Below are 18,502 nucleotides of genomic sequence, written 5' to 3'. Positions count from 1 at the left end.
TGCGGCAATGGAATCGTCCGCCGCCAGGATCAGCCTCGTTCCCACCGACCGCCGCCAGTCGGAGACGGCGCTGGCGATCGCGCGCGGCACCTCGCGCCTGCTGCGCTCGCTCGGCTTTGCCACCATCAGCGAGCTGCCGCTGCCGTCGGGCCGTCGCGCCGACCTGGTGGCGCTGAACGAGCGCGGCGAGATCTGGATCGTCGAGATCAAGTCGTCGGTCGAGGATCTGCGCGCGGATCACAAATGGGAGGACTACCGTGCCCATTGCGACCGGCTGTTCTTCGCCTTCACGCAGGATCTGCCGTGCGAGATCTTTCCGCAGGACACCGGCCTGATCGTCGCCGATGCCTATGGCGCCCACCTGCACTGCGAGGCGCCTGAGCACAGATTGCCGGCACCGACGCGCAAGTTGATGACGGTACGCTTCGGGCTCGCGGCGGCGCAGCGGATCAACCGGCTGATCGACCCGCAGGGCCACGCGGACCGCTAGACAATCCTCAAATGCGCTCCACTGGACGGGGTTTCCCCGCCTAGGTAGGTGACAGAGGCTCCGTCAGGTCACGAGTCTCGAGATGAGAGACATCAGCATCGCTGAGAGCCGATCCGCATCACCGCCGGCCTGGCCGATCGCCGGCAGGCATCGCCTTCAGAAATTGGCGGCGACGAGATCGTAGGAGCCCCGGCTGCCGCGGACATAGAGCCGGGCGGCGGCGGCGCAGATCCGCTCGCGGTTGGAATCGAATGCGGTCAGAAAGCCCGACTCGTCGGGGCGGGCGTCGGGCTGAAGGCGTCTCAACGCACCCTCGTCGACGAAGAACGACGCTTCCATCGCGCTGTCATAGCCCCAGAACCGTACGGCACGTCGCGTGCGGTCATAGGAGCGGCTGTGATTTGGAAACTCAATCATGTGTGTGACCGATCAGGTTCGGAGGACACCGCGGTGAGGGCGGACGTCATCCAAGGGGCGTCGTTCGGCAATGGTCGCCGGCGACAAAGGGGTTGCGCGCATCTCAATCGAAGGCCGACGGCAACTCACCGTGGCGGAAGAAGATCGTCGGCTCATCGTCATAGTCGCCCATGTCGGGATCGCCCGAGGATGAGAACGCGACGACGCCTGCCTTGCTGGACACCAGCCGTTCCGCAGTCCGGAGCGCGCTCGCTTCCGTCTTGCAGGCGATCGGCGTCTCGGCTTTCGCGCGTCCGCCCCGGCCGGCGCTGAACGCCTGAACGACATAGATCGTTTCGCGCGCCATGTTCTGTCCTTTGGGCTGTCTACCGGTCGGCCGCGTCGTCGCTGCTTGCGCGCGGCCTTGATTGCGCACGGCCTTGCGTGCGGGAGACCATCCAGACTGATGAGGACCGGAAATCCCCTAGCGCTTCTTCTTGTCGCTGGAAAAATCCGGCTGCCATGCTCCGGCCTTCTGGCTCGGCGCTGCGGCAATGCTCTTGGGCTTTTCCTTCTTGGGTTTCTTGGCTTCGCGATTGCCTTTTTGCTGACCTTTGGCCATGTCGGTCTCCTCGACTCGGGTTGGAGCTGGTTCAACGCATCGGACGAGCGCCCCGTCGATCCTGCGTGCGCAGCGTCACTGCCGGTCGGCCGGGCGGCCGTCGTCCACCGGTTGCCGATGCGGGCGCCGCGGTGGTCGGATCTACGAATGCAGTGCGGCAACTGCGAGCGCGAGAAGGATCAGCAGAAGCGGCACGATAATGGGTGGAACGATCCACTCGCTCAGACGAAACTGCGGCATTGGCTACCCCTCGCGTGGTTTGCGGCGGGAGCGCTCGTGACCCTCAGTCACCGGTGAATGCCGTCGGAATGGCGGTGATCGCCATTGATACACCCTGGCCCCTGCAATAGCGAGCACCAAAGCGCAGCGACACGGTCCGATGACGCCACGCCGCTCATCACGTCGTGCTGATGAGAAAGCGGTGGCTATTGCCGGCCGCAAGGCGCATGCTTCGAAAGACTTCGAAGTCGCGACAGCGACAGCCGTTGCGAAAGGTAGGCGCAGATGAGCATCCGCTCGCGGCGCGAATTCGTCACCTTCAAACACCCGTTCCGGATCAGGAGCATCGAGCGTCTCTTGCCCGAGGGCACCTACGAGGTGGTCACGGACGAGGAACTGATCGAGGGATTGTCCTTTGCTGCCTACCGCCGGGTTGCGACAATGATGATGGTCCCGGTCGCCGGTTCGCGCTCCGCTGCCGTCGAGATGCTGTCCATCAGCTCGGTCGATCTTGCAGACGCGCAGCGTGTCGACGCGAGTGCGTCGGATGACTGACGAGCCGCTCGATCTCGACAGGCACCGCGGGATGAGCGCGCAGAAGGCCGTGGACCTCCGTCGCGCGTTGGCAGAGGCCGAAAGTCATGCGCGGGAGCTGCGCGATCGGCAGGCTGTTCTCGAGCAGCACCTGCTCGCCAACGCGGCCGAGTCGTGGCCGGAAGCCGCCGCGAAGGCGCGCTATCTCCTGAACATCTACGCCGCGAGCCTTGCGGAACAGGATACCAGGCATCGGGAGCTGATCGCTGCTGTCCTGGCCGATTTCTCCCGGCTGACGGGGGAGAGCTGACGTCGGGCCGGCGCATCGTGGCGCCTTCCAGATCCACCTGTGAATCCGCCCGCGCCCGATTCAGGACCGTTGCCAGCGCGCGACAACATCCGCTCGTCCCGGCCTCCTGGCAATTTCCCCGGCTCTGCCCGACAATTGCCCCGCATGGGGCGCAACATGCCGGAACATTTTTAAGGCTCGAGCGGTATCCAGCCCAGGGGTGCGGACAGGGACGACAGATGCGACGGGTGGTCTTGGCGTTGACACTGCTCTTCGCGACCGGAGTCCGCGCGGAGGAAATGGCGTTCTACGTCCTGGGCGTGGGCGCCGATTCCTGCGAGCGCTTCATCGCCGCCGCCGAGGAGCAGCCACCCGGCACCTACAAGGCCATCACCAGTGGCGACGGCCCCTACGTCAACGCCATCTCAAAATATCAGCAGTGGATGATGGGCTACGTGTCCGCCATCAACGCGGATCGCGGCGATGAGGGCCGGCAGATCAAGCTCGATCTGACCGAGGTCGACAGCTGGATGCGCAATTGGTGCAGCCGCAACCCGCGGCGCACCGTCTTCCATGCGTTGCAGGCGTTCGTGAAGTCGCATTGACCCGCGGCGAACAAAAAATCCGCCTATTTCGGTGCGCGCTTGGCGAGGATGCGCTGCAGGGTGCGGCGGTGCATGTTGAGCCGGCGCGCCGTTTCCGAGACGTTACGGTTGCACATCTCATAGATGCGCTGGATGTGCTCCCAGCGGACACGGTCGGCCGACATCGGATTCTGCGGCAGCTCGGATTTTTCGCTGGTGGTCGACAGCAGCGCTGCAACGACGTCATCGGCATCGGCCGGTTTGGCGAGATAGTCGACGGCGCCCATCTTCACCGCCGTCACGGCGGTGGCGATGTTGCCGTAGCCGGTCAGCACGATGGCGCGCGCTTCGGGACGCTTGCGCTTCAGCGCCGACACCACGTCGAGGCCGTTGCCGTCGCCCAGCCGGAGGTCGACCACGGCGAAGGCCGGCGCCGCCTTGCCGATCTGTGAAATACCTTCGGCGACGCTCTCGCAGGAGGTCACCGTGAAACCGCGGGTCTCCATGGCGCGCGACAGGCGCTCCAGGAACGGCTTGTCGTCCTCCACGATGAGGAGAGAGCGGTCCGGATGGTTCGTCAGTTCGGCGATGGCGCCCACGGTCATATCCTTGAGAAGAAGGCTCGATGGTTGCGAGACGATCTGGTCCATCCTCATATGGTCTGCCGAGTCGCCGCTGCCAAGATCGCGGGTTGCCGCAGTCTGCGGCGTGACGCCGCGCGGGGCCGGTGTGCTGTATGCCAGGACCGCGCCAGCGGCGGCTGCCCTGGAGGTTTCATTCCGGCTCCGCCTCGCCATCGTCGTCCTCGCTGGCCTCGAAGCGCCGCCGCGGCCAGACGATCTGGACCACGGCGCCATGGTCGGGGAAGGTGCGGTTGCTGAACGAGACCTTGGCTCCGGTCCGCTCCAGCAGGGTGCGGGCGATGAACACGCCGAGCCCGAGGCCGCCGCCCTGGTTACCTCCCGGGCCGTCCTCGGCGCTGGGCCGGCGTGACAGATAGGGCTCGCCGATCCGCTTCAGGATATCAGGCGCAAAGCCGGGGCCGTCGTCGGACACCACGATCTCGACCGTCTCGTTGTTCCACCAGGCGTTCACCTCGACGGCGTTGCGCGCGAAATCGACGGCGTTCTCCAGGATGTTGCCGACGCCATAGAGGATTGCGGGGTTGCGCGAGCCGACCGGCTCCTTGGCCGCGGTGACCGCGACGCGCACCTTGATGTCGACGCCAAAGTCGCGATGCGGTGCGACCGTCTCCTCGATCAAGGTCGACAGCTTCATCCGGTCGTACATCGACCCGATCGAGGACAGCTGGGTGATCTTGCCGAGAATGTCGCGGCAGCGCTGCGCCTGCTCGCGCAGGGTCTTGATGTCGGAGGTGACCTGGCTGTTGTCCTGCAGGGCGCGCTCCAACTCGCGCGAGATCAGCACGATGGTCGCGAGCGGCGTGCCCAGCTCGTGCGCGGCGGCCGCCGCGAGGCCGTCGAGCTGGGTGAGGTGCTGCTCGCGCGCCAGCACCAGCTCGGTCGCCGCCAGCGCGTCCGACAGCTTGCGCGCCTCCTCGGTCACCTGGAACGCATAGAGGCTGGTGACCCCGATCGCGAGCGCGATTGAGAGCCAGACACCGAACAGATAGATCGGCGGGAAGATCAGCGGCTCCTCGCCTTCCCACGGCAGCGGCAGATGCATGAAGAACAAGGCGGTGGCGCAGGTGACGGCGAGCAGGCCGAGCATGATCGTCAGGCGGACGGGGAGGGCGGTCGCCGAGATCAGCACCGGGGCGAGGAACATGTAGGAGAAGGGATTCTCCAGCCCGCCGGTGAGATAGAGCAGCACCGTCAGCTCGATGATGTTGAGCGCGAGCAGGCCGCCGGCGTGGGCCGGCTCCAGCAACTGCATCGGGTTGAAGGCGATCTGCAGGCCGAGATTGAGCAGCGCCGAGATGCTGATCACCGCGAGACAGGGCACCACTGGCAGGTCGAACTCCAGGCCCTGCACCACGATGAAGATCGCGCTCAATTGACCGAGCGCGGCCAGCCAGCGCAGCCGCAGGATGGTGTCGAGCCGGACGCGCTGTCGCGGATGGCGATAGTCGGTGTCGGGCGTGTCGATGATCAGGGCGTCGTCGGTCATGACGGGAACCTAATGCCGCGCAAGCACGGCGACAAATCTGGCCCGCCGTTGGTGGCCTGTTGCGGTTTGCGGCACAATGCCTCAATGAACCCCTCCCATGACGCAAGATGACGCAGTGCCGACCCTCTCATCCGATTCCAGCTCGGTTTCCCCCGCGATTGCCGTGTCGCGGCTGACCAAGGTCTACAAGACGACGACCGCTGTCGACGGCGTCTCGTTTGCGATCCGCCGGGGCAGCATCACCGGGCTGCTCGGCGGCAACGGTGCCGGCAAGACCACGACGATTGCGATGATCATGGGGCTGGTGCAGCCGACCTCGGGCGAGGTCGCCGTGCTCGGCCACAGGATGCCGGACGAGGCTGCGGCCGTGCTGGGGCGGATGAATTTCGAGAGCCCCTATGTCGACATGCCGATGCGGCTCACGGTGCGGCAGAACCTCACCATCTTCGGCCGACTCTATGCGGTGGACCACCTCAAGGAGCGGATCGCCGAGCTCGCGGCGCAGCTCGACCTGAGCGACTTCATCGATCGCGCCAATGGCAAGCTCTCGGCCGGGCAGAAGACCCGCGTGGCGCTGGCGAAGGCGCTGATCAACGATCCCGAGCTGCTGCTGCTGGATGAGCCGACGGCCTCGCTCGATCCCGACACCGCCGACTGGGTGCGCGGCCATCTTGAGCGATACCGACAGCGCCGCGGCGCCACCATCCTGCTCGCCTCCCACAACATGCTCGAGGTCGAGCGTCTATGCGACCGCGTCATCATCATGAAGCGCGGCCGCATCGAGGACGACGACAGCCCGGCGCAGATCATGGCGCGCTACAACCGCTCGACGCTCGAGGAGGTCTTTCTCGACGTCGCCCGCGGCCGCGACCGGGAGGCGGCGCAATGAACGATCTTTCGCTCCGCATCGCCCCGCACCGGATCGGCGCGATGATCCTGCGCTACTGGTATCTGCTGCTGTCGTCCTGGCCGCGGCTGCTGGAGCTGATGTACTGGCCGACCTTGCAGATCATCACCTGGGGGTTTCTGCAGACCTACATCGCCGCCAATGCCGGCTTCTTCGCCCGCGCCGGCGGCACCCTGATCGGCGCGGTGATCCTGTGGGACATCCTGTTCCGCGGACAGCTCGGCTTCTCGATCTCCTTCCTGGAGGAGATGTGGGCGCGCAACATCGGCAACCTGATGATGAGTCCGCTGACCCCGATCGAATTCCTGCTGGCGCTGATGACGATGAGCCTGATCCGGCTGGCCATCGGCATCATTCCGATGACCCTGATCGCGGTCTGGTTCTTCGACTTCAACTTCTACAGCATCGGCCTGCCGCTGATCGCCTTCTTCTGCAACCTGATCTTCACCTCCTGGGCGGTCGGCATCTTCGTGTCGGGGCTGGTGCTGCGCAACGGGCTCGGCGCCGAAAGCATCGTCTGGACACTGATGTTCGCGCTGATGCCGCTGGCCTGCGTGTACTATCCCGTTCAGGTGCTGCCGCACTGGCTGCAACTGGTTGCCTGGTCCCTGCCGCCGACCTACGTGTTCGAGGGCATGCGCGCGCTGCTGGCGGATCACGTCTTCCGGTCCGACCTGATGCTGACCGCGCTCGGGCTCAATGCCGCCCTGCTGCTGGCGTCGTTTGCGGCATTCATTGCTCTCTTGCGCAGCGCACGCCGCGCCGGCTCGCTGCTGGCGGCAGGGGAATAATTGCGCTTTTCCCGTGGATTTCCGGGCTTTTTCGTCGCTTTGAGGCACCTTCTCGTACACCACCGCATTGACGCATAATTGCGCATTCGGCAGTATGCTGCGCTGCAGAGAGGTTGAACGAGAATGCCGATAGGTGAGTTTGGCGGTGCACCGCCCCTGGCGTCGGAAGGCAGTCCGGTCCTGACGACGCCGATGTACTGGATGTACGAAATGGCGCATGCCTCGCTCAATCCGGCGCGCGCCGTCACCGACGCCACCAAGATCCTGTTTCAGAATCCGCTCAATCCCTGGGCCCACACCCAGATGGGCAAATCGGTCGCGGCGGCCTGCGAACTGTTCGAGCGCACCACACGCCGCTACGGCAAGCCCGAATGGGGACTCGACGAGACCGAGGTCAACGGCATCCGGACCCCGGTCGAGGTCCGCTCGATCTGGGAAAAGCCGTTCTGCAGGCTGCTCTATTTCGACCGCAAGCTGACCCGCCCCTTGCGCGCGCCGCAGCCCCGGCTGCTGATCGTGGCGCCGATGTCCGGCCATTACGCCACCCTGTTGCGCGGCACGGTGGAAGCGTTCCTGCCGACCCACGAGGTCTATATCACCGATTGGTCCGATGCGCGGATGGTCCCGCTGGCCGAAGGCCGCTTCGATCTCGACGACTACATCGACTATGTCATCGAGATGCTGCGCTTTCTCGGCACCAACATGCACGTCATGGCGGTGTGCCAGCCGGCGGTGCCGGTGCTGGCGGCGGTCTCGGTCATGGAGGCCGAGCGTGACCCGTTTGCGCCGATCTCGATGACCTTGATGGGCGGCCCCATCGACACCAGGCGCAACCCCACCGGCGTGAACAATCTCGCCCAGGAGCGCGGCATCGACTGGTTCCGCAACCACGTCATCACCAAGGTGCCGTTCCCGCATCCGGGCGTGATGCGCGACGTCTATCCGGGCTTCCTGCAGCTGAACGGCTTCATCAGCATGAATCTCGACCGCCATGTCGACGCCCACAAGGCGCTGTTCGCCAACCTGGTGAAGGGCGATGGCGATCAGGTCGACAAGCATCGCGACTTCTACGACGAGTATCTCGCCGTCATGGACCTGGCTGCGGAATATTATTTGCAGACGGTGGAGACGGTGTTCATCAAGCACGCGCTGCCGAAGGGCGAGATGACCCATCGCGGCACCCTGGTCGATCCGTCGAAGGTTACGCGTGTGGCGTTGATGACGGTCGAAGGCGAGAAGGACGATATCTCCGGTCTCGGTCAGACCGAGGCGACGCACGGACTCTGCTCGTCGATCCCGGATCACCGCCGGGTTCACTACGTGCAACCGGGTGTCGGTCACTACGGCGTGTTCAACGGCTCGCGATTCAAGTCGGAGATCGTGCCGCGCATCAACGATTTCATGTTGTCGGCAGCCGATCCGAAGTCGCTGCTCGCCATTGCGGCTGAATGAGCGAAGACGATGGTCACCGCGCATCCGAATCCGGCTGCGCGGTAACCCTTTGAAGGGACGGTCGAAACCGAAACTCAGGAGTGACTCAAGCAGTGAATGTGGCGTCGCTTCTTGAGCGATGCTTTTGAATCTGAATTCATGTTTTCGGGGGCGCGCGAGGCCCAACTGCTAGGGTGCGGAACCTTCTGAACCCCTGTATGTTGGGCAAATGATTTGTTTTTGCGCCGAGCGCTTTCCCTGGCGGTGGATATGGCAAAATCCGGGCGAGCTCTTACCCCCCGGACTGACAGAAATGGCCACTCGCGCGCTACTCTATCGGCGGCCCGCCGAACCCTCGCGTCTTCTCGTCAAGCATGGCTCGCAAATCTACTCGATTAGATTGCGGCGTCACCGTCGTGCGCGACGTTATACCCTGAGAATTCATCCGTCGGATCGCGAGGCGATCCTCACGATGCCGCCGCGCGGCACCATCATCGAGGCGAAAGACTTCGCGCAGCGTCACGGCGCCTGGATCGCAGCCCGTCTAGGACGTCTGCCGAAGGCGGCCCCGTTCCTGCCGGGCACGTTGGTGCCGCTTCGCGGCGTGCCGCACAAGATCGTGCATCGCGCGGGCGAACGCGGCACGGTGTGGACCGAGACGCGAGACAGTGGCGAGAAGATCCTGTGCGTGGCCGGCGGGATCGAGCACACTGAACGCCGCGTGCTCGACTTCCTGAAGCGCGAGGCGCGCCGTGACCTGCAGAAGGCGGCCGACGCCTATGCCGAGCAGCTTGGCGTCAAGGTCAAGCGGCTGTCGATCCGCGACCAGTCCAGCCGCTGGGGCTCGTGCACCTCGGCCGGCTCGCTGTCGTTCTCGTGGCGCCTGATCCTGGCGCCGTCCTTCGTGCTCGATTATCTCGCCGCGCACGAGGTCGCGCATCTGATCGAGATGAACCACTCGCCGCGGTTCTGGAAGGTGTGTGGCCGGATCTGCGCCTCGGTCGAGCGCGCCAAGAAGTGGCTCGACACCTGCGGCAACGACCTGCATCGCTACGGCATCGACGATTGAGGTCTCGACGACGGACCGCTCGACGATGTGAATCCCAATGGCCCGGCCTTCTGGTCCGGGCCATTTCTTCGTCGGGTTCCAATCTGCAACGATGAACTCAGAACCCGCCTGCGGACTATCGAATTCTTAAGCCTTCTCGTCTGCAGTCGAAGGATATTGCCCAATTCGGCGGCGCTTTAACGTGGCTGTAACGCTGCGCTCGCCAGATTTACCGCAATCAAACCCAAGGTGACGTCCCAGCGAGCTGCCGGGTCGTTCGCTGCAACCAAAGCGCAGATCGTTTCTCTCGAAACGTGCAGCGCGCCTCGAATCGAACGATGCTTGCAAGCGAGTTCCAACCGGCCGCATCCACACAATTGCTCTCGGCCGCGCTCGACGGTGTTTCCGAGGCGATTCTCTTTCTCGACGCGCAGGGCCACGTCCAGCACGCCAATCGGGCGGCGTCGGTGCTGCTGCGGCGCGAGCCGGCCGCTCTGGTCGGCGCCGACCTCGAAAGTCTGGGTCTGCCCGCGGATCTGATCCCGGCGATCGCGTGCGACGAGACGACCGACGCGCAGCACGAGGCGGACCAGTCCGACGCCCGCGAAACGACGATGCGCCATGCCGACGGCGGGCGGACCCGCCTCCGCCTGTCGCTGTGCGCGCTCCCGCCGGGCCGGGAGGATGAGCCGGTCCGTTCGCTGCTGTTCATTCGTGACGTGACCACCGAAGTCGACATGCGCGAGCGCAATGCGCTGCTGACGTCGGTCGCCGACCGGACCAACCGGGCCGTCATCGTCACCGACCGCGATCTCAACATCCTCTACACCAACGCCGCCTTTGCCAGCCTGTTCGGCTACACGCCTGAACAGGCGATCGGGCGCCGCGCCGAGGAGCTGCTGATCGGCCCCTGCACCGATCCCGCCATCGTCGACCGGCTGAGACAATGCCTCGAGGACGACCGTGGCATCGAAGAGGACGTGCTGGTCTACGACAAGGACGGCCGCGAGATCTGGACGACCGCCTATGTCAAGGCGCACCGGACCAAGCGGGGCAAGGTCAGATATCTGTTCGGGCTGCTCACGGACATCCGGGAGACCAAGCAGTTGCGCTCGCTGCAGCAGTTGATCATGGCGTCGCTGGCGTCCGACGTTTCGATCACGACCATCGCCGATCAGCTGTGCCGCCGGGTCGAAGAGCTCGCTCCGGACGCCGTCTGCTCGATCCTGCACGTCGATTCCGATGGGCACGTACATCCGCTCGGCGGCCCCAGCCTGCCGCCCGCTTATTCGGCCAGCCTCGACGGCGTCGCGATCGGGCCGGACGTCGGCTCCTGCGGCACCGCCGCCTATCTCTGCGAGCCGGTGCTGTCGCACGACATCGATAATGATCCGCGTTGGCAACCCTACAAGGCCGGCCCGCTCGCCGCCGGCCTGCGTGCCTGCTGGTCGTCGCCCATCAAGGGTAAGGATGGCCGCGTCATCGGCACCTTTGCCTTCTACTTCCGTGAATGCCGCGGCCCCAGTCCCTGGCACGAGCAGATCGTCGCCGCCTGCGTCCAGCTCGGTGCGCTCGCCATCGAGCGCCAGGAGGTCCGCTCGACGATCTCACAGGTCGCCTATCACGACATGCTGACGGGCCTGCCGAACCGGGCCCGCATCCCGTCGCTGATCGCCGAAGCCATCAAGGCGTGTCCGGACGGCGGACACGTCGCCGTGGCCTTCCTCGACGCCGACAATTTCAAGGACGTCAACGACACGCTGGGCCATGCCGCCGGCGACGAGTTCCTGGTCGGCTTCGCCAACCGCCTGCGAGCGCAGATCCGCCCCGGCGACATGCTGGGCCGGCTCGGCGGCGACGAGTTCGTGATCGTGCTGCAGAACCGCGATGCCCTGGAAGCCTCGCTCGCGGCGGCGCGCATCACCGCCGCGCTGGCGATGCCGCTGACGATCGGCAAGCGCCAAGTGCCGATGTCGGCGAGCATGGGGCTCAGCCTCTATCCTGATAATGCCAAGGACATCGAGACCCTGATCAAGCAGGCCGACGCGGCGATGTACAAGGCCAAGCGCGGCGGCCGGGCGACCTACCGCTTCTTCAGCGCCGACATCGACAAGCTCGCCGAAGAACGGCTGATGCATTCGACCGCGCTGCGCGAGGCGATCGCCAGCGAGGCCCTGACATTGCACTATCAGCCGCAGATCCGCACCCGCGACGGCGCGATCCACGGCGTGGAAGCGCTGGCGCGCTGGCACGATCCGGTGCTCGGCGAGGTCTCGCCCGCCAAGTTCATTCCGCTCGCCGAGGAATGCGGCCTGATCGAGCAGATCGGCGTGTGGTCGATCAAGCTGGCCTGCCAGCAGATGGCGTCGTGGCGCCGCGCCGGTCTCGACATCCCCTGCATCTCGGTGAACCTGTCGCCGATCAACTTCCAGAACGTCAACCTGGCGGCGATGGTGGCGCAGATCCTGGCCGCCAACGACCTGCCGGCGAAGATGCTGATGCTGGAGATCACCGAGGGCGTCATCCTCAACGAGCGCGCCACCGTGATCGCGACCATGAACGAACTGCGCAACATGGGCGTCGGCCTGTCGCTGGACGATTTCGGCACCGGCTATTCGAGCCTGAGCCGACTGGCCCAGCTGCCGATCGACGAGCTGAAGATCGATCGCAGCTTCATGCGCGATTTCGAGAACGACAGCGGCACGCGGGCGATCGTGACCGCGGTCGTGCGCGTCGGCCAGAGCCTCGACGTGGCTGTGGTCGCCGAAGGTGTCGAGACCGAGCCGCAGCGCAAGCTGCTGGCCGAGCTCGGTTGCGATGCAATGCAGGGCTTCCTGTTCGCGCGGCCGATGGCCGCCAGCGCCTTCAGCCGCTGGCTGCTGGACTACAGCGCGCTGCGGGCGAGCCTGATGCTGCGGCAGATCGGGCGCAAACTGGCCCGAGCGTCCGGCGCGGCAACCGCCGAGCCGGCAGCGCGTCCCATCGCCGCAGCCGCCAGCTGAGAAGGGTGCATCCCCTCGCGGATGCGCCTCTCACCTCATCTTCGCCGGCTCAGCGCTTTCCACCGAACAATCGATCCACCAGCCAGCCGTCGAGACCCGCGGCGGCTTCCGGCCGCGCGTTGCCGCGGCTCGGCGGCGCCGAGCGTGCGCTCGGTGCCGGCGCGGATGGCGCCGTGATCTGCGAGGCGATCTGCGCCAGGGTCGGGACCAGGCCCGAGCCCTGCGCGTTCGGCAGCGCCGCGACCGGCACGCCCTGATGCGCTGATCGCATGAAGCGGGTCCAGACCTCGACGGGCAGGCCGCCGCCGGTCGCCTTCTTGGTCGGCGAGTTGTCGTCATTGCCGAGCCAGACGCCGGTGACGAGATGCGCGGTGTAGCCGATGAACCAGGCGTCGCGGAAATCCTGGCTGGTGCCGGTCTTGCCGGCAGCGATCCAGCCCGGGATCTCCGCCTTCTTCGCGGTGCCGGAGATCAGCGTCTCCTGCATCATCTGATTCATCATCGCCGCGTTGCGCGGCTCGATCACCTGCACCGGCTGCTCGGTCTGGCGCATGTAGAGCAGCTTGCCGTCGAGCGTCCTGATCCGCGTCACCACATGCGGCGAGACGGTGAGGCCGCCATTGGAGAACGGCGCGTAGGCGCCGACCAGCTCGATCATCGACACCTCGGAGGTGCCGAGCGCGATCGACGGGTTGGGATCGAGCTTGGAGGCGATGCCGAGCCGGTGTGCGGTCCGCACCACGTTCTTCGGTCCGACCTCGAGGCCGACGCGCACCGCGACCGTGTTGAGCGACATCGCCAGCGCCTGGGTCAGCGTCACCGGGCCGAAATATTCGCGGGTGTAGTTCTCCGGCTTCCAGCCCTTCAGATCGAGCGGCGCGTCCTGGCGAACCGTGTCCGGCGTCAGGCCCTGCTCGATCGCGGTGAGATAGACGAACGGCTTGAACGCCGAGCCGGGCTGGCGTTTGGCGGTTACGGCGCGGTTGAACTGGCTGTCGGCATAGTTGCGACCGCCGACCATGGCGCGCACGGCGCCGTCGGGGGTCATCGCCACCAGCGCGCCCTGGCTGACGTTGAACTTGACGCTCTTCGCCGCGAGCTCGTCGATGATGGCCGCTTCCGCCACGCTCTGCAGCTTCGGATCGATCGTGGTCTCCACCACGATCGATTCCTCGACCTGGCCGACGAGGTCGTCGAGCACCTCGCCGATCCAGTCGGCGACGTAGTTGATGGTACCGGCGCCGGCCGGCTTCACCGCGACGGATGGATGCGCGATCTGGGCCTGCGCCTGGGCCTCGGTGATGAACTTGGCCTCCGCCATCGCCGCCAGCACGGTCTGGGCGCGCTTGGCCGCGCCCTCCGGGTTGCGGTTCGGCGCCAGCCGCGACGGCGACTTGACGAGACCTGCGAGCATCGCGGCTTCGCCGATCGTCACCTGCCGCGCCGACTTGCCGAAATAGCGCTGCGCTGCGGCCTCGACGCCGTAGGCGCCCGAGCCGAAATAGACCCGGTTGAGATACAGCTCGAGGATCTCGCGCTTGGAATATTTGCGCTCCAGCCACAGCGCCAGCTCCGCCTCCTGCAGCTTGCGCGCCAGCGTGCGCTCCTGGGTCAGGAACAGGTTCTTGGCGAGCTGCTGCGTCAGGGTCGAGCCGCCCTGCGACACGCCGCGATGCAGGATGTTGGCGACGACGGCGCGGGCGATGCCGATCGGGTCGATGCCGAAATGCTGGTAGAAGCGGCGGTCCTCGATGGCGATGAACGCCTTCGGCAGATAGGGCGGCAGATCCTTCAGCGCGACGTTGGCGCCGGCCATCTCGCCGCGCTGCGCCAGCATGGTGCCGTCATAGCCCACGATCTCGATCGTCGGCGGCCGCTTGGGGATCTCCAGCGATTGGATCGGCGGCAGATGCGCGCCGGCCCAGATCACGACGCCGACCAGCGCGATCACGCCCCACAGGCCGCAGACCAGCGCCCAGTAGAACATGCGCCCGATCGACATTCCCCAGCGCGACTTGCCACGTCTCGGCTTTGGTTTCGGTGTCGAGGCCTTCGGCTCGCGCGCCGGCACATCGTCCTCGTCGTCGGGCTCGACCGGCCTTTTCTTTGCAGTCTTTGCAACTGACTTCTTGGGCGTGTCGTCGGAGGGAATGCGATCCTTGGGGTCGAGGCGCAGATCGGCCATCGCGGCCGCAAGACCGAATCGCGGCTCCTTGCGTCCGCCGCCCTGTTTCCGTCCCCGCGCCATACGCAACCCGAGCCCGCGACCCCGCCGTCCGACCACGGTAACGTCCGGAGTTTAAGGGGCAGTTAGAAAGACCTTAACGCGCGATTAGGAGTTTCGCGCCGCTAACGCCGCGTTATGGTTAAGCCAAGGTAAACAACAACAGGCGAGGGAGTTCATGGGCCATATCGATCCCACCAAGGAGGTGTTCGCGCAGTTTCGGGAGAACGACCGCCCGGGGCCGATCCACATGCTGAACCTGGTGCGGCTGCGCAGGGAGGCAGCCTATCCCGATGGACGCAAGGTCAGCGGCGCGGAAGCCTATGCCGCCTATGGCCGCGAGAGCGGCCCGGTGTTCGAGCGCCTCGGCGGCCGCATCGTCTGGCAGGGCCGCTTCGAGCTGATGCTGATCGGTCCGCAGGACGAACGTTGGGACCACTGTTTCATCGCCGAATATCCGAGCGTGCAAGCCTTCGTCGAGATGATCCGCGATCCCGTCTATCGCGAGGCGGTGAAGCATCGCCAGGCGGCGGTCGAAGACTCGCGCCTGATCCGCCACGCCGTGCTGCCGGTGAGCAAGAACTTTGGCGAGGTGCCAGCGGTGTAAGTCTGACTACACCCGCAAGATTGGTAGTTCCCAGTCGCCAAGCAAAAGGTACGTTCCCTCCCCCTGTGTGGGGGAGGGCTAGGGAGAGGGGGCGCTCCGGGCGACCGTCTCCGTGGCTACTCCCTCCCCAACCCTCCCCCACAAGGGGGGAGGGAGCGCGGCAGTGGGCTGGGTGAGAGCGAATGCTGATCCAGAAGCGCCCGGGCGCGTCGCTCTGCTCGAAGACATCCGCGTTCTCAGCCTCCGTTGCCGCTTGCACGACACATAAGTTTATGCTTATGTGTTGGCATGATCGAGAGTGACATCTTCAGGGCCCTGGCTGATCCGACGCGATACGCGATCTTCGAGAAGCTGGCGAACGGCAGCATGAATGCCAGCGCGCTTCGCGAGGGTCTGACGATCAGCCAGCCGGCGATGTCCCAGCACCTCGCGGTTCTCCGAAGCGCGGGATTGGTGAGGGAAGAACGGCAGGGTCGCTTCGTCAACTATGAGGTCGATCCGGAGGGCTTGGCGCAGATCGCGCGCTGGCTGGCGAAGTACCGTGCCTACTGGCCGTCGCGGGTCGATGCGTTGAAGGCCGTGCTGAAGGACATGGACCAATGACCGATATCAAGGCTGACCTGCAGAGCGACGATCTGGTGCTCGACTACGAACTGGACGCGCCGCCGGAGAAGGTCTGGCGTGCCATCAGCATTCCTGCGCTGCGCGAGAACTGGCTGCCGCGCGGCGACCTCGCCGACGCTGCGCCAATCTCCGCGACGCCCGGCGAAGAAGTCCGCTACCGGATGCGCGACCACGAACCGCCGTACCTGGAGAGCATCGTGACGTTCCAGGTCATGCCCAATGCCGAGGGCGGCACCAGGCTCAGAATCATTCACGGGTTGGTCGCCACGACGCTGATGCGGCGGACGCCGTCGGCGGCGAACAGCAACAGGCGCAGCCTGATGCGCGCGGCCTGATCCTCCAAGTCACCGACACCTCACTGAAACCGGGAGCTCGCGCATGCGCGACACGATGCAACTCGTCCCTATGGTCATCGAGCAGTCGAGCCGGGGAGAGCGATCCTTCGACATCTATTCGCGGCTGCTGCGCGAGCGGATCGTCTTCCTCAACGGCGAGGTCAACGATACGGTCTCCGCCCTGGTCTGCGCGCAACTGCTTTTCCTCGAGGCGGAGAACCCAAAGCGGCCGATCCATCTCTACATCAATTCACCCGGCGGCGTGATCACCAGCGGCCTGGCGATGTATGACACGATGCAATTCGTCAGAGCACCGGTGCACACGCTCTGCATGGGAACGGCGCGTTCGATGGGCTCGTTTCTTCTGATGGCGGGAGAGCCCGGCGAGCGGACGGCGCTGCCCAATGCAAGCCTTCACGTCCATCAGCCGCTCGGCGGCTTTCAGGGCCAGGCGTCCGACATCCTGATTCACGCGAGGGAGATGGAGCAGACCAAGCACCGCATGATCAGGCTCTACGCCGAGCATTGCGGGCGCAGCTATGAGGACGTCGAGCGCACCCTGGATCGCGATCACTTCATGACCGCGGACGAAGCCTTGCAGTGGGGCTTGATCGACCGCGTCGTCAAGCAACGCGACCTGGGTGACGTCATCAACGACTGATACTCCCTCGACGCGGCGGCGGATCCTGCCGCAACAGCCGTCGTTACCCGCGATGCGGTCGAATGACCGTCGGCGAGCGCACGCAGCGGCGAACGGGCGCAACCCGTGCCGCAATGCAGAACGGGGCCGCGCCATCGCGCAGCCCCGTACCATCGATGTTGACCGCGTCATTCCGGGGCGATGCGCAGCATCGAACCCGGACTCTCGAGATTTCCCGGTTCGTCGCTGTCGCGACGCCCTGGAACGACGTCGAGTGCAGCTAGCCCGCCGCGCCCTTGTCCTCCAGGATCGGGCCGAACAGCTCCCAGCGCTCGCCGTTGAACTTCATCATCTGCAGTTGCTTGTTGACGCGATAGTCGGTCGGCGAGGTGTTGATCTTCATTCCCGGTAGCGAGAAGTCGCCGGTTACATCCTTCAGCGACGCCGCCTGCTTCATGACGTTCTCGTGCGTCAGGTTGTCGCCGCACATCTGCAGCACGGTGACCAGGAGCTGCGCGGTCGAATAGCCGTAGGTGTTGAAGTTCGAGTTCTTGTCACCCTCGGGATAATACTTGGCCATGAAATCGAAATAGCGCTTCAGGCCCGGATCGTCCTTCCACTGCGGGTCGAGCGGATCCTTGCCGTAGTTGACGGAGATGACGCCCTTGGCAGCGTCGAGGCCCGCAGGCTGCATGACCGCGCCGACCGAGGTCGCGTTGATGTCGACAATGTGCACGGGGTGCCAATCGAGCTCATGGAGCTTCTTGATCGCCTGCGCGGCTTGTTTCGGCGTCGCGGCCGAGAACAACAGGTCGGCTCCCGCCGACTTGATCTTCAGGATCTGCGAGTCGATGGTCGGATCGGAAACCTCGTAGGAGGCTTCGGACACGATCATCGTCGACGCCTTGTCGCCGAGGCCGGCCTTGATGCCGTTCAGGTAGTCCTTGCCGAGATCGTCATTCTGATAGAGCACGCCGATCTTGGCGTTGGGATGCTCCTTCAGAATATACTGGCCGTAGATGCGGCCCTCGGTGAAGTAGTTGGGATTGTACCCCATGGTCCACGGGAAGTTCTTGGGGTCCGTGAACTTGGTGGCGCCGGTGGCGGCGAACAACTGCGGCACCTTCTTGGCGTTGAGGTATTTCTGGACCGCGGCGTTGGACGGCGTGCCGATGATCTGGAAGGTCAGCAGAACTCCGTCGTCCTCGACCAGCTTGCGGACCTGCTCGACGGCCTTGGGCGGCGAGTAGGCGTCGTCATACTGGATCAGCTTGATCTTGCGGCCGTTGATGCCGCCCTGCTCGTTGATCATGTTGAAATAGGCGGCCTGGGTCTTGCCGATCGAGGCATAGGCCGAGGCGGGACCCGAGAACGGCACTGTCTGGCCGATCTTGATCTCGGTGTCGGAGGCGCCGGGGTCGTACTTCTTCTGGGCCGAGGCTGACGTGACGGAGAGGGTGACGGCCAAAGCGGCCGCCCCTGCAAGACGGAAATATCCCTGTCGCATGGGGTCTATCGTTCCTCCTGATTTGTTATGCGGCTGGTCTGCCCGACCGGGGCGCCATCGCTGGGAGGGAGTGTGGAGGAAGGGCTGGGCGGACGCAAGGCGAGGGGAGCACGGGTGCGGCG

At 65.2% G+C, this 18,502-nt stretch carries 20 protein-coding genes; 13 read left to right on the top strand and 7 right to left on the bottom strand.

Annotated features, from left to right (window positions below):
- The first annotated feature begins 7 nt into the window (after positions 1-7).
- A complete protein-coding gene (locus ACQR0W_RS08310; protein ID WP_315751894.1) occupies positions 8-490 on the top strand; it encodes an MmcB family DNA repair protein in 483 nt (160 codons plus the stop codon).
- 156 nt (positions 491-646) lie between these two features.
- On the opposite strand, the gene ACQR0W_RS08305 is transcribed toward ACQR0W_RS08310, so the two are convergent.
- The 3 genes from ACQR0W_RS08305 to ACQR0W_RS08295 all read right to left on the bottom strand — a co-directional run bounded on the left by ACQR0W_RS08305 (position 647) and on the right by ACQR0W_RS08295 (position 1,508).
- Entirely contained in the window at positions 647-907 is a 261-nt protein-coding gene (locus ACQR0W_RS08305) for a DUF1488 domain-containing protein (protein ID WP_315715133.1), read from the bottom strand.
- A gap of 103 nt (positions 908-1,010) precedes the next feature.
- Complete coding sequence (locus ACQR0W_RS08300; RefSeq protein WP_315751895.1) at positions 1,011-1,253, bottom strand: hypothetical protein; 243 nt, start codon at positions 1,251-1,253, stop codon at positions 1,011-1,013.
- Positions 1,254-1,370: 117 nt separating this feature from the next.
- Positions 1,371-1,508: a hypothetical protein gene (locus ACQR0W_RS08295; RefSeq protein ID WP_172115158.1), complete on the bottom strand. Its 138-nt coding sequence runs from the start codon at positions 1,506-1,508 to the stop codon at positions 1,371-1,373.
- 504 nt (positions 1,509-2,012) lie between these two features.
- Between ACQR0W_RS08295 and ACQR0W_RS08290 the strand changes: the two genes are divergently transcribed.
- The 3 genes from ACQR0W_RS08290 (at position 2,013) to ACQR0W_RS08280 (ending at position 3,155) form a co-directional block, all read left to right on the top strand.
- Entirely contained in the window at positions 2,013-2,282 is a 270-nt protein-coding gene (locus ACQR0W_RS08290) for a hypothetical protein (RefSeq protein WP_172115156.1), read from the top strand.
- A complete protein-coding gene (locus tag ACQR0W_RS08285) occupies positions 2,275-2,571 on the top strand; it encodes a hypothetical protein (RefSeq protein ID WP_315715135.1) in 297 nt (98 codons plus the stop codon). Before ACQR0W_RS08290 ends, ACQR0W_RS08285 begins: the two co-directional genes overlap by 8 nt.
- 218 nt (positions 2,572-2,789) lie before the next feature.
- Complete coding sequence (locus ACQR0W_RS08280; RefSeq protein ID WP_315715136.1) at positions 2,790-3,155, top strand: hypothetical protein; 366 nt, start codon at positions 2,790-2,792, stop codon at positions 3,153-3,155.
- A 23-nt stretch (positions 3,156-3,178) separates the two neighbouring features.
- Here the strand turns inward: ACQR0W_RS08280 and ACQR0W_RS08275 are convergent, their stop codons facing one another.
- Both ACQR0W_RS08275 and ACQR0W_RS08270 read right to left on the bottom strand, forming a co-directional pair.
- Complete coding sequence (locus tag ACQR0W_RS08275; RefSeq protein WP_315715137.1) at positions 3,179-3,733, bottom strand: ActR/PrrA/RegA family redox response regulator transcription factor; 555 nt, start codon at positions 3,731-3,733, stop codon at positions 3,179-3,181.
- A gap of 175 nt (positions 3,734-3,908) precedes the next feature.
- A complete protein-coding gene (locus tag ACQR0W_RS08270; protein ID WP_315715138.1) occupies positions 3,909-5,264 on the bottom strand; it encodes an ActS/PrrB/RegB family redox-sensitive histidine kinase in 1,356 nt (451 codons plus the stop codon).
- A 97-nt stretch (positions 5,265-5,361) separates the two neighbouring features.
- Between ACQR0W_RS08270 and ACQR0W_RS08265 the strand changes: the two genes are divergently transcribed.
- The 5 genes from ACQR0W_RS08265 to ACQR0W_RS08245 all read left to right on the top strand — a co-directional run bounded on the left by ACQR0W_RS08265 (position 5,362) and on the right by ACQR0W_RS08245 (position 12,443).
- The gene (locus tag ACQR0W_RS08265) at positions 5,362-6,153 is read left to right on the top strand and encodes an ABC transporter ATP-binding protein (RefSeq protein WP_316171018.1); all 792 of its coding nucleotides are present in this window, start codon (positions 5,362-5,364) and stop codon (positions 6,151-6,153) included.
- Positions 6,150-6,962, top strand: coding sequence for an ABC transporter permease (locus tag ACQR0W_RS08260; protein ID WP_315715140.1), 813 nt, complete (start codon positions 6,150-6,152; stop codon positions 6,960-6,962). Before ACQR0W_RS08265 ends, ACQR0W_RS08260 begins: the two co-directional genes overlap by 4 nt.
- A 123-nt stretch (positions 6,963-7,085) precedes the next feature.
- The gene (locus ACQR0W_RS08255; RefSeq protein ID WP_315715141.1) at positions 7,086-8,414 is read left to right on the top strand and encodes a polyhydroxyalkanoate depolymerase; all 1,329 of its coding nucleotides are present in this window, start codon (positions 7,086-7,088) and stop codon (positions 8,412-8,414) included.
- Positions 8,415-8,622: 208 nt separating this feature from the next.
- The gene (locus ACQR0W_RS08250; RefSeq protein ID WP_316171017.1) at positions 8,623-9,462 is read left to right on the top strand and encodes a M48 family metallopeptidase; all 840 of its coding nucleotides are present in this window, start codon (positions 8,623-8,625) and stop codon (positions 9,460-9,462) included.
- A gap of 317 nt (positions 9,463-9,779) precedes the next feature.
- Positions 9,780-12,443 (top strand): EAL domain-containing protein, encoded by a 2,664-nt coding sequence (locus tag ACQR0W_RS08245; protein ID WP_316171016.1) that lies wholly within the window; start codon positions 9,780-9,782, stop codon positions 12,441-12,443.
- A gap of 49 nt (positions 12,444-12,492) precedes the next feature.
- Here ACQR0W_RS08245 and ACQR0W_RS08240 read toward each other — a convergent pair whose 3' ends face one another.
- Complete coding sequence (locus tag ACQR0W_RS08240; protein ID WP_316171015.1) at positions 12,493-14,691, bottom strand: transglycosylase domain-containing protein; 2,199 nt, start codon at positions 14,689-14,691, stop codon at positions 12,493-12,495.
- 154 nt (positions 14,692-14,845) lie between these two features.
- Here ACQR0W_RS08240 and ACQR0W_RS08235 point away from each other — a divergent pair, with 154 nt between their 5' ends.
- From ACQR0W_RS08235 to ACQR0W_RS08220, 4 genes are all read left to right on the top strand, one after another.
- Positions 14,846-15,274 (top strand): DUF1330 domain-containing protein, encoded by a 429-nt coding sequence (locus tag ACQR0W_RS08235; RefSeq protein WP_316171014.1) that lies wholly within the window; start codon positions 14,846-14,848, stop codon positions 15,272-15,274.
- Positions 15,275-15,562: 288 nt separating this feature from the next.
- Positions 15,563-15,877 (top strand): ArsR/SmtB family transcription factor, encoded by a 315-nt coding sequence (locus tag ACQR0W_RS08230; RefSeq protein ID WP_315715146.1) that lies wholly within the window; start codon positions 15,563-15,565, stop codon positions 15,875-15,877.
- Entirely contained in the window at positions 15,874-16,233 is a 360-nt protein-coding gene (locus ACQR0W_RS08225; protein WP_315768057.1) for an SRPBCC family protein, read from the top strand. The genes ACQR0W_RS08230 and ACQR0W_RS08225 overlap by 4 nt, the downstream gene beginning before the upstream one ends.
- 43 nt (positions 16,234-16,276) lie before the next feature.
- A complete protein-coding gene (locus ACQR0W_RS08220; protein WP_316171013.1) occupies positions 16,277-16,894 on the top strand; it encodes an ATP-dependent Clp protease proteolytic subunit in 618 nt (205 codons plus the stop codon).
- Between the two features lie 259 nt (positions 16,895-17,153).
- Here ACQR0W_RS08220 and ACQR0W_RS08215 read toward each other — a convergent pair whose 3' ends face one another.
- Positions 17,154-18,380 (bottom strand): ABC transporter substrate-binding protein, encoded by a 1,227-nt coding sequence (locus ACQR0W_RS08215; RefSeq protein WP_315715149.1) that lies wholly within the window; start codon positions 18,378-18,380, stop codon positions 17,154-17,156.
- Positions 18,381-18,502 lie beyond the last annotated feature (122 nt).

Origin of the sequence: Bradyrhizobium sp. HKCCYLRH1034 (assembly GCF_051168375.1) — a bacterium.
In the GTDB taxonomy this organism is placed as follows: domain Bacteria; phylum Pseudomonadota; class Alphaproteobacteria; order Rhizobiales; family Xanthobacteraceae; genus Bradyrhizobium.
This window is presented reverse-complemented; position numbering and strand designations above follow the sequence as displayed.

What these genes read in the sequence shown, in the direction of transcription:
- ACQR0W_RS08215 (WP_315715149.1), bottom strand. Translation starts at nt 18,380, where the DNA reads ATGCGACAGGGATATTTCCGTCTTGCAGGGGCGGCCGCTTTGGCCGTC.
- ACQR0W_RS08225 (WP_315768057.1), top strand. Translation starts at nt 15,874, where the DNA reads ATGACCGATATCAAGGCTGACCTGCAGAGCGACGATCTGGTGCTCGAC.
- ACQR0W_RS08310 (WP_315751894.1), top strand. Translation starts at nt 8, where the DNA reads ATGGAATCGTCCGCCGCCAGGATCAGCCTCGTTCCCACCGACCGCCGC.
- ACQR0W_RS08260 (WP_315715140.1), top strand. Translation starts at nt 6,150, where the DNA reads ATGAACGATCTTTCGCTCCGCATCGCCCCGCACCGGATCGGCGCGATG.
- ACQR0W_RS08250 (WP_316171017.1), top strand. Translation starts at nt 8,623, where the DNA reads ATGATTTGTTTTTGCGCCGAGCGCTTTCCCTGGCGGTGGATATGGCAA.
- ACQR0W_RS08240 (WP_316171015.1), bottom strand. Translation starts at nt 14,691, where the DNA reads ATGGCGCGGGGACGGAAACAGGGCGGCGGACGCAAGGAGCCGCGATTC.
- ACQR0W_RS08245 (WP_316171016.1), top strand. Translation starts at nt 9,780, where the DNA reads ATGCTTGCAAGCGAGTTCCAACCGGCCGCATCCACACAATTGCTCTCG.
- ACQR0W_RS08305 (WP_315715133.1), bottom strand. Translation starts at nt 907, where the DNA reads ATGATTGAGTTTCCAAATCACAGCCGCTCCTATGACCGCACGCGACGT.
- ACQR0W_RS08230 (WP_315715146.1), top strand. Translation starts at nt 15,563, where the DNA reads ATGATCGAGAGTGACATCTTCAGGGCCCTGGCTGATCCGACGCGATAC.
- ACQR0W_RS08280 (WP_315715136.1), top strand. Translation starts at nt 2,790, where the DNA reads ATGCGACGGGTGGTCTTGGCGTTGACACTGCTCTTCGCGACCGGAGTC.
- ACQR0W_RS08270 (WP_315715138.1), bottom strand. Translation starts at nt 5,264, where the DNA reads ATGACCGACGACGCCCTGATCATCGACACGCCCGACACCGACTATCGC.
- ACQR0W_RS08265 (WP_316171018.1), top strand. Translation starts at nt 5,362, where the DNA reads ATGACGCAAGATGACGCAGTGCCGACCCTCTCATCCGATTCCAGCTCG.
- ACQR0W_RS08290 (WP_172115156.1), top strand. Translation starts at nt 2,013, where the DNA reads ATGAGCATCCGCTCGCGGCGCGAATTCGTCACCTTCAAACACCCGTTC.
- ACQR0W_RS08235 (WP_316171014.1), top strand. Translation starts at nt 14,846, where the DNA reads ATGGGCCATATCGATCCCACCAAGGAGGTGTTCGCGCAGTTTCGGGAG.
- ACQR0W_RS08300 (WP_315751895.1), bottom strand. Translation starts at nt 1,253, where the DNA reads ATGGCGCGCGAAACGATCTATGTCGTTCAGGCGTTCAGCGCCGGCCGG.
- ACQR0W_RS08255 (WP_315715141.1), top strand. Translation starts at nt 7,086, where the DNA reads ATGCCGATAGGTGAGTTTGGCGGTGCACCGCCCCTGGCGTCGGAAGGC.
- ACQR0W_RS08285 (WP_315715135.1), top strand. Translation starts at nt 2,275, where the DNA reads ATGACTGACGAGCCGCTCGATCTCGACAGGCACCGCGGGATGAGCGCG.
- ACQR0W_RS08220 (WP_316171013.1), top strand. Translation starts at nt 16,277, where the DNA reads ATGCGCGACACGATGCAACTCGTCCCTATGGTCATCGAGCAGTCGAGC.
- ACQR0W_RS08295 (WP_172115158.1), bottom strand. Translation starts at nt 1,508, where the DNA reads ATGGCCAAAGGTCAGCAAAAAGGCAATCGCGAAGCCAAGAAACCCAAG.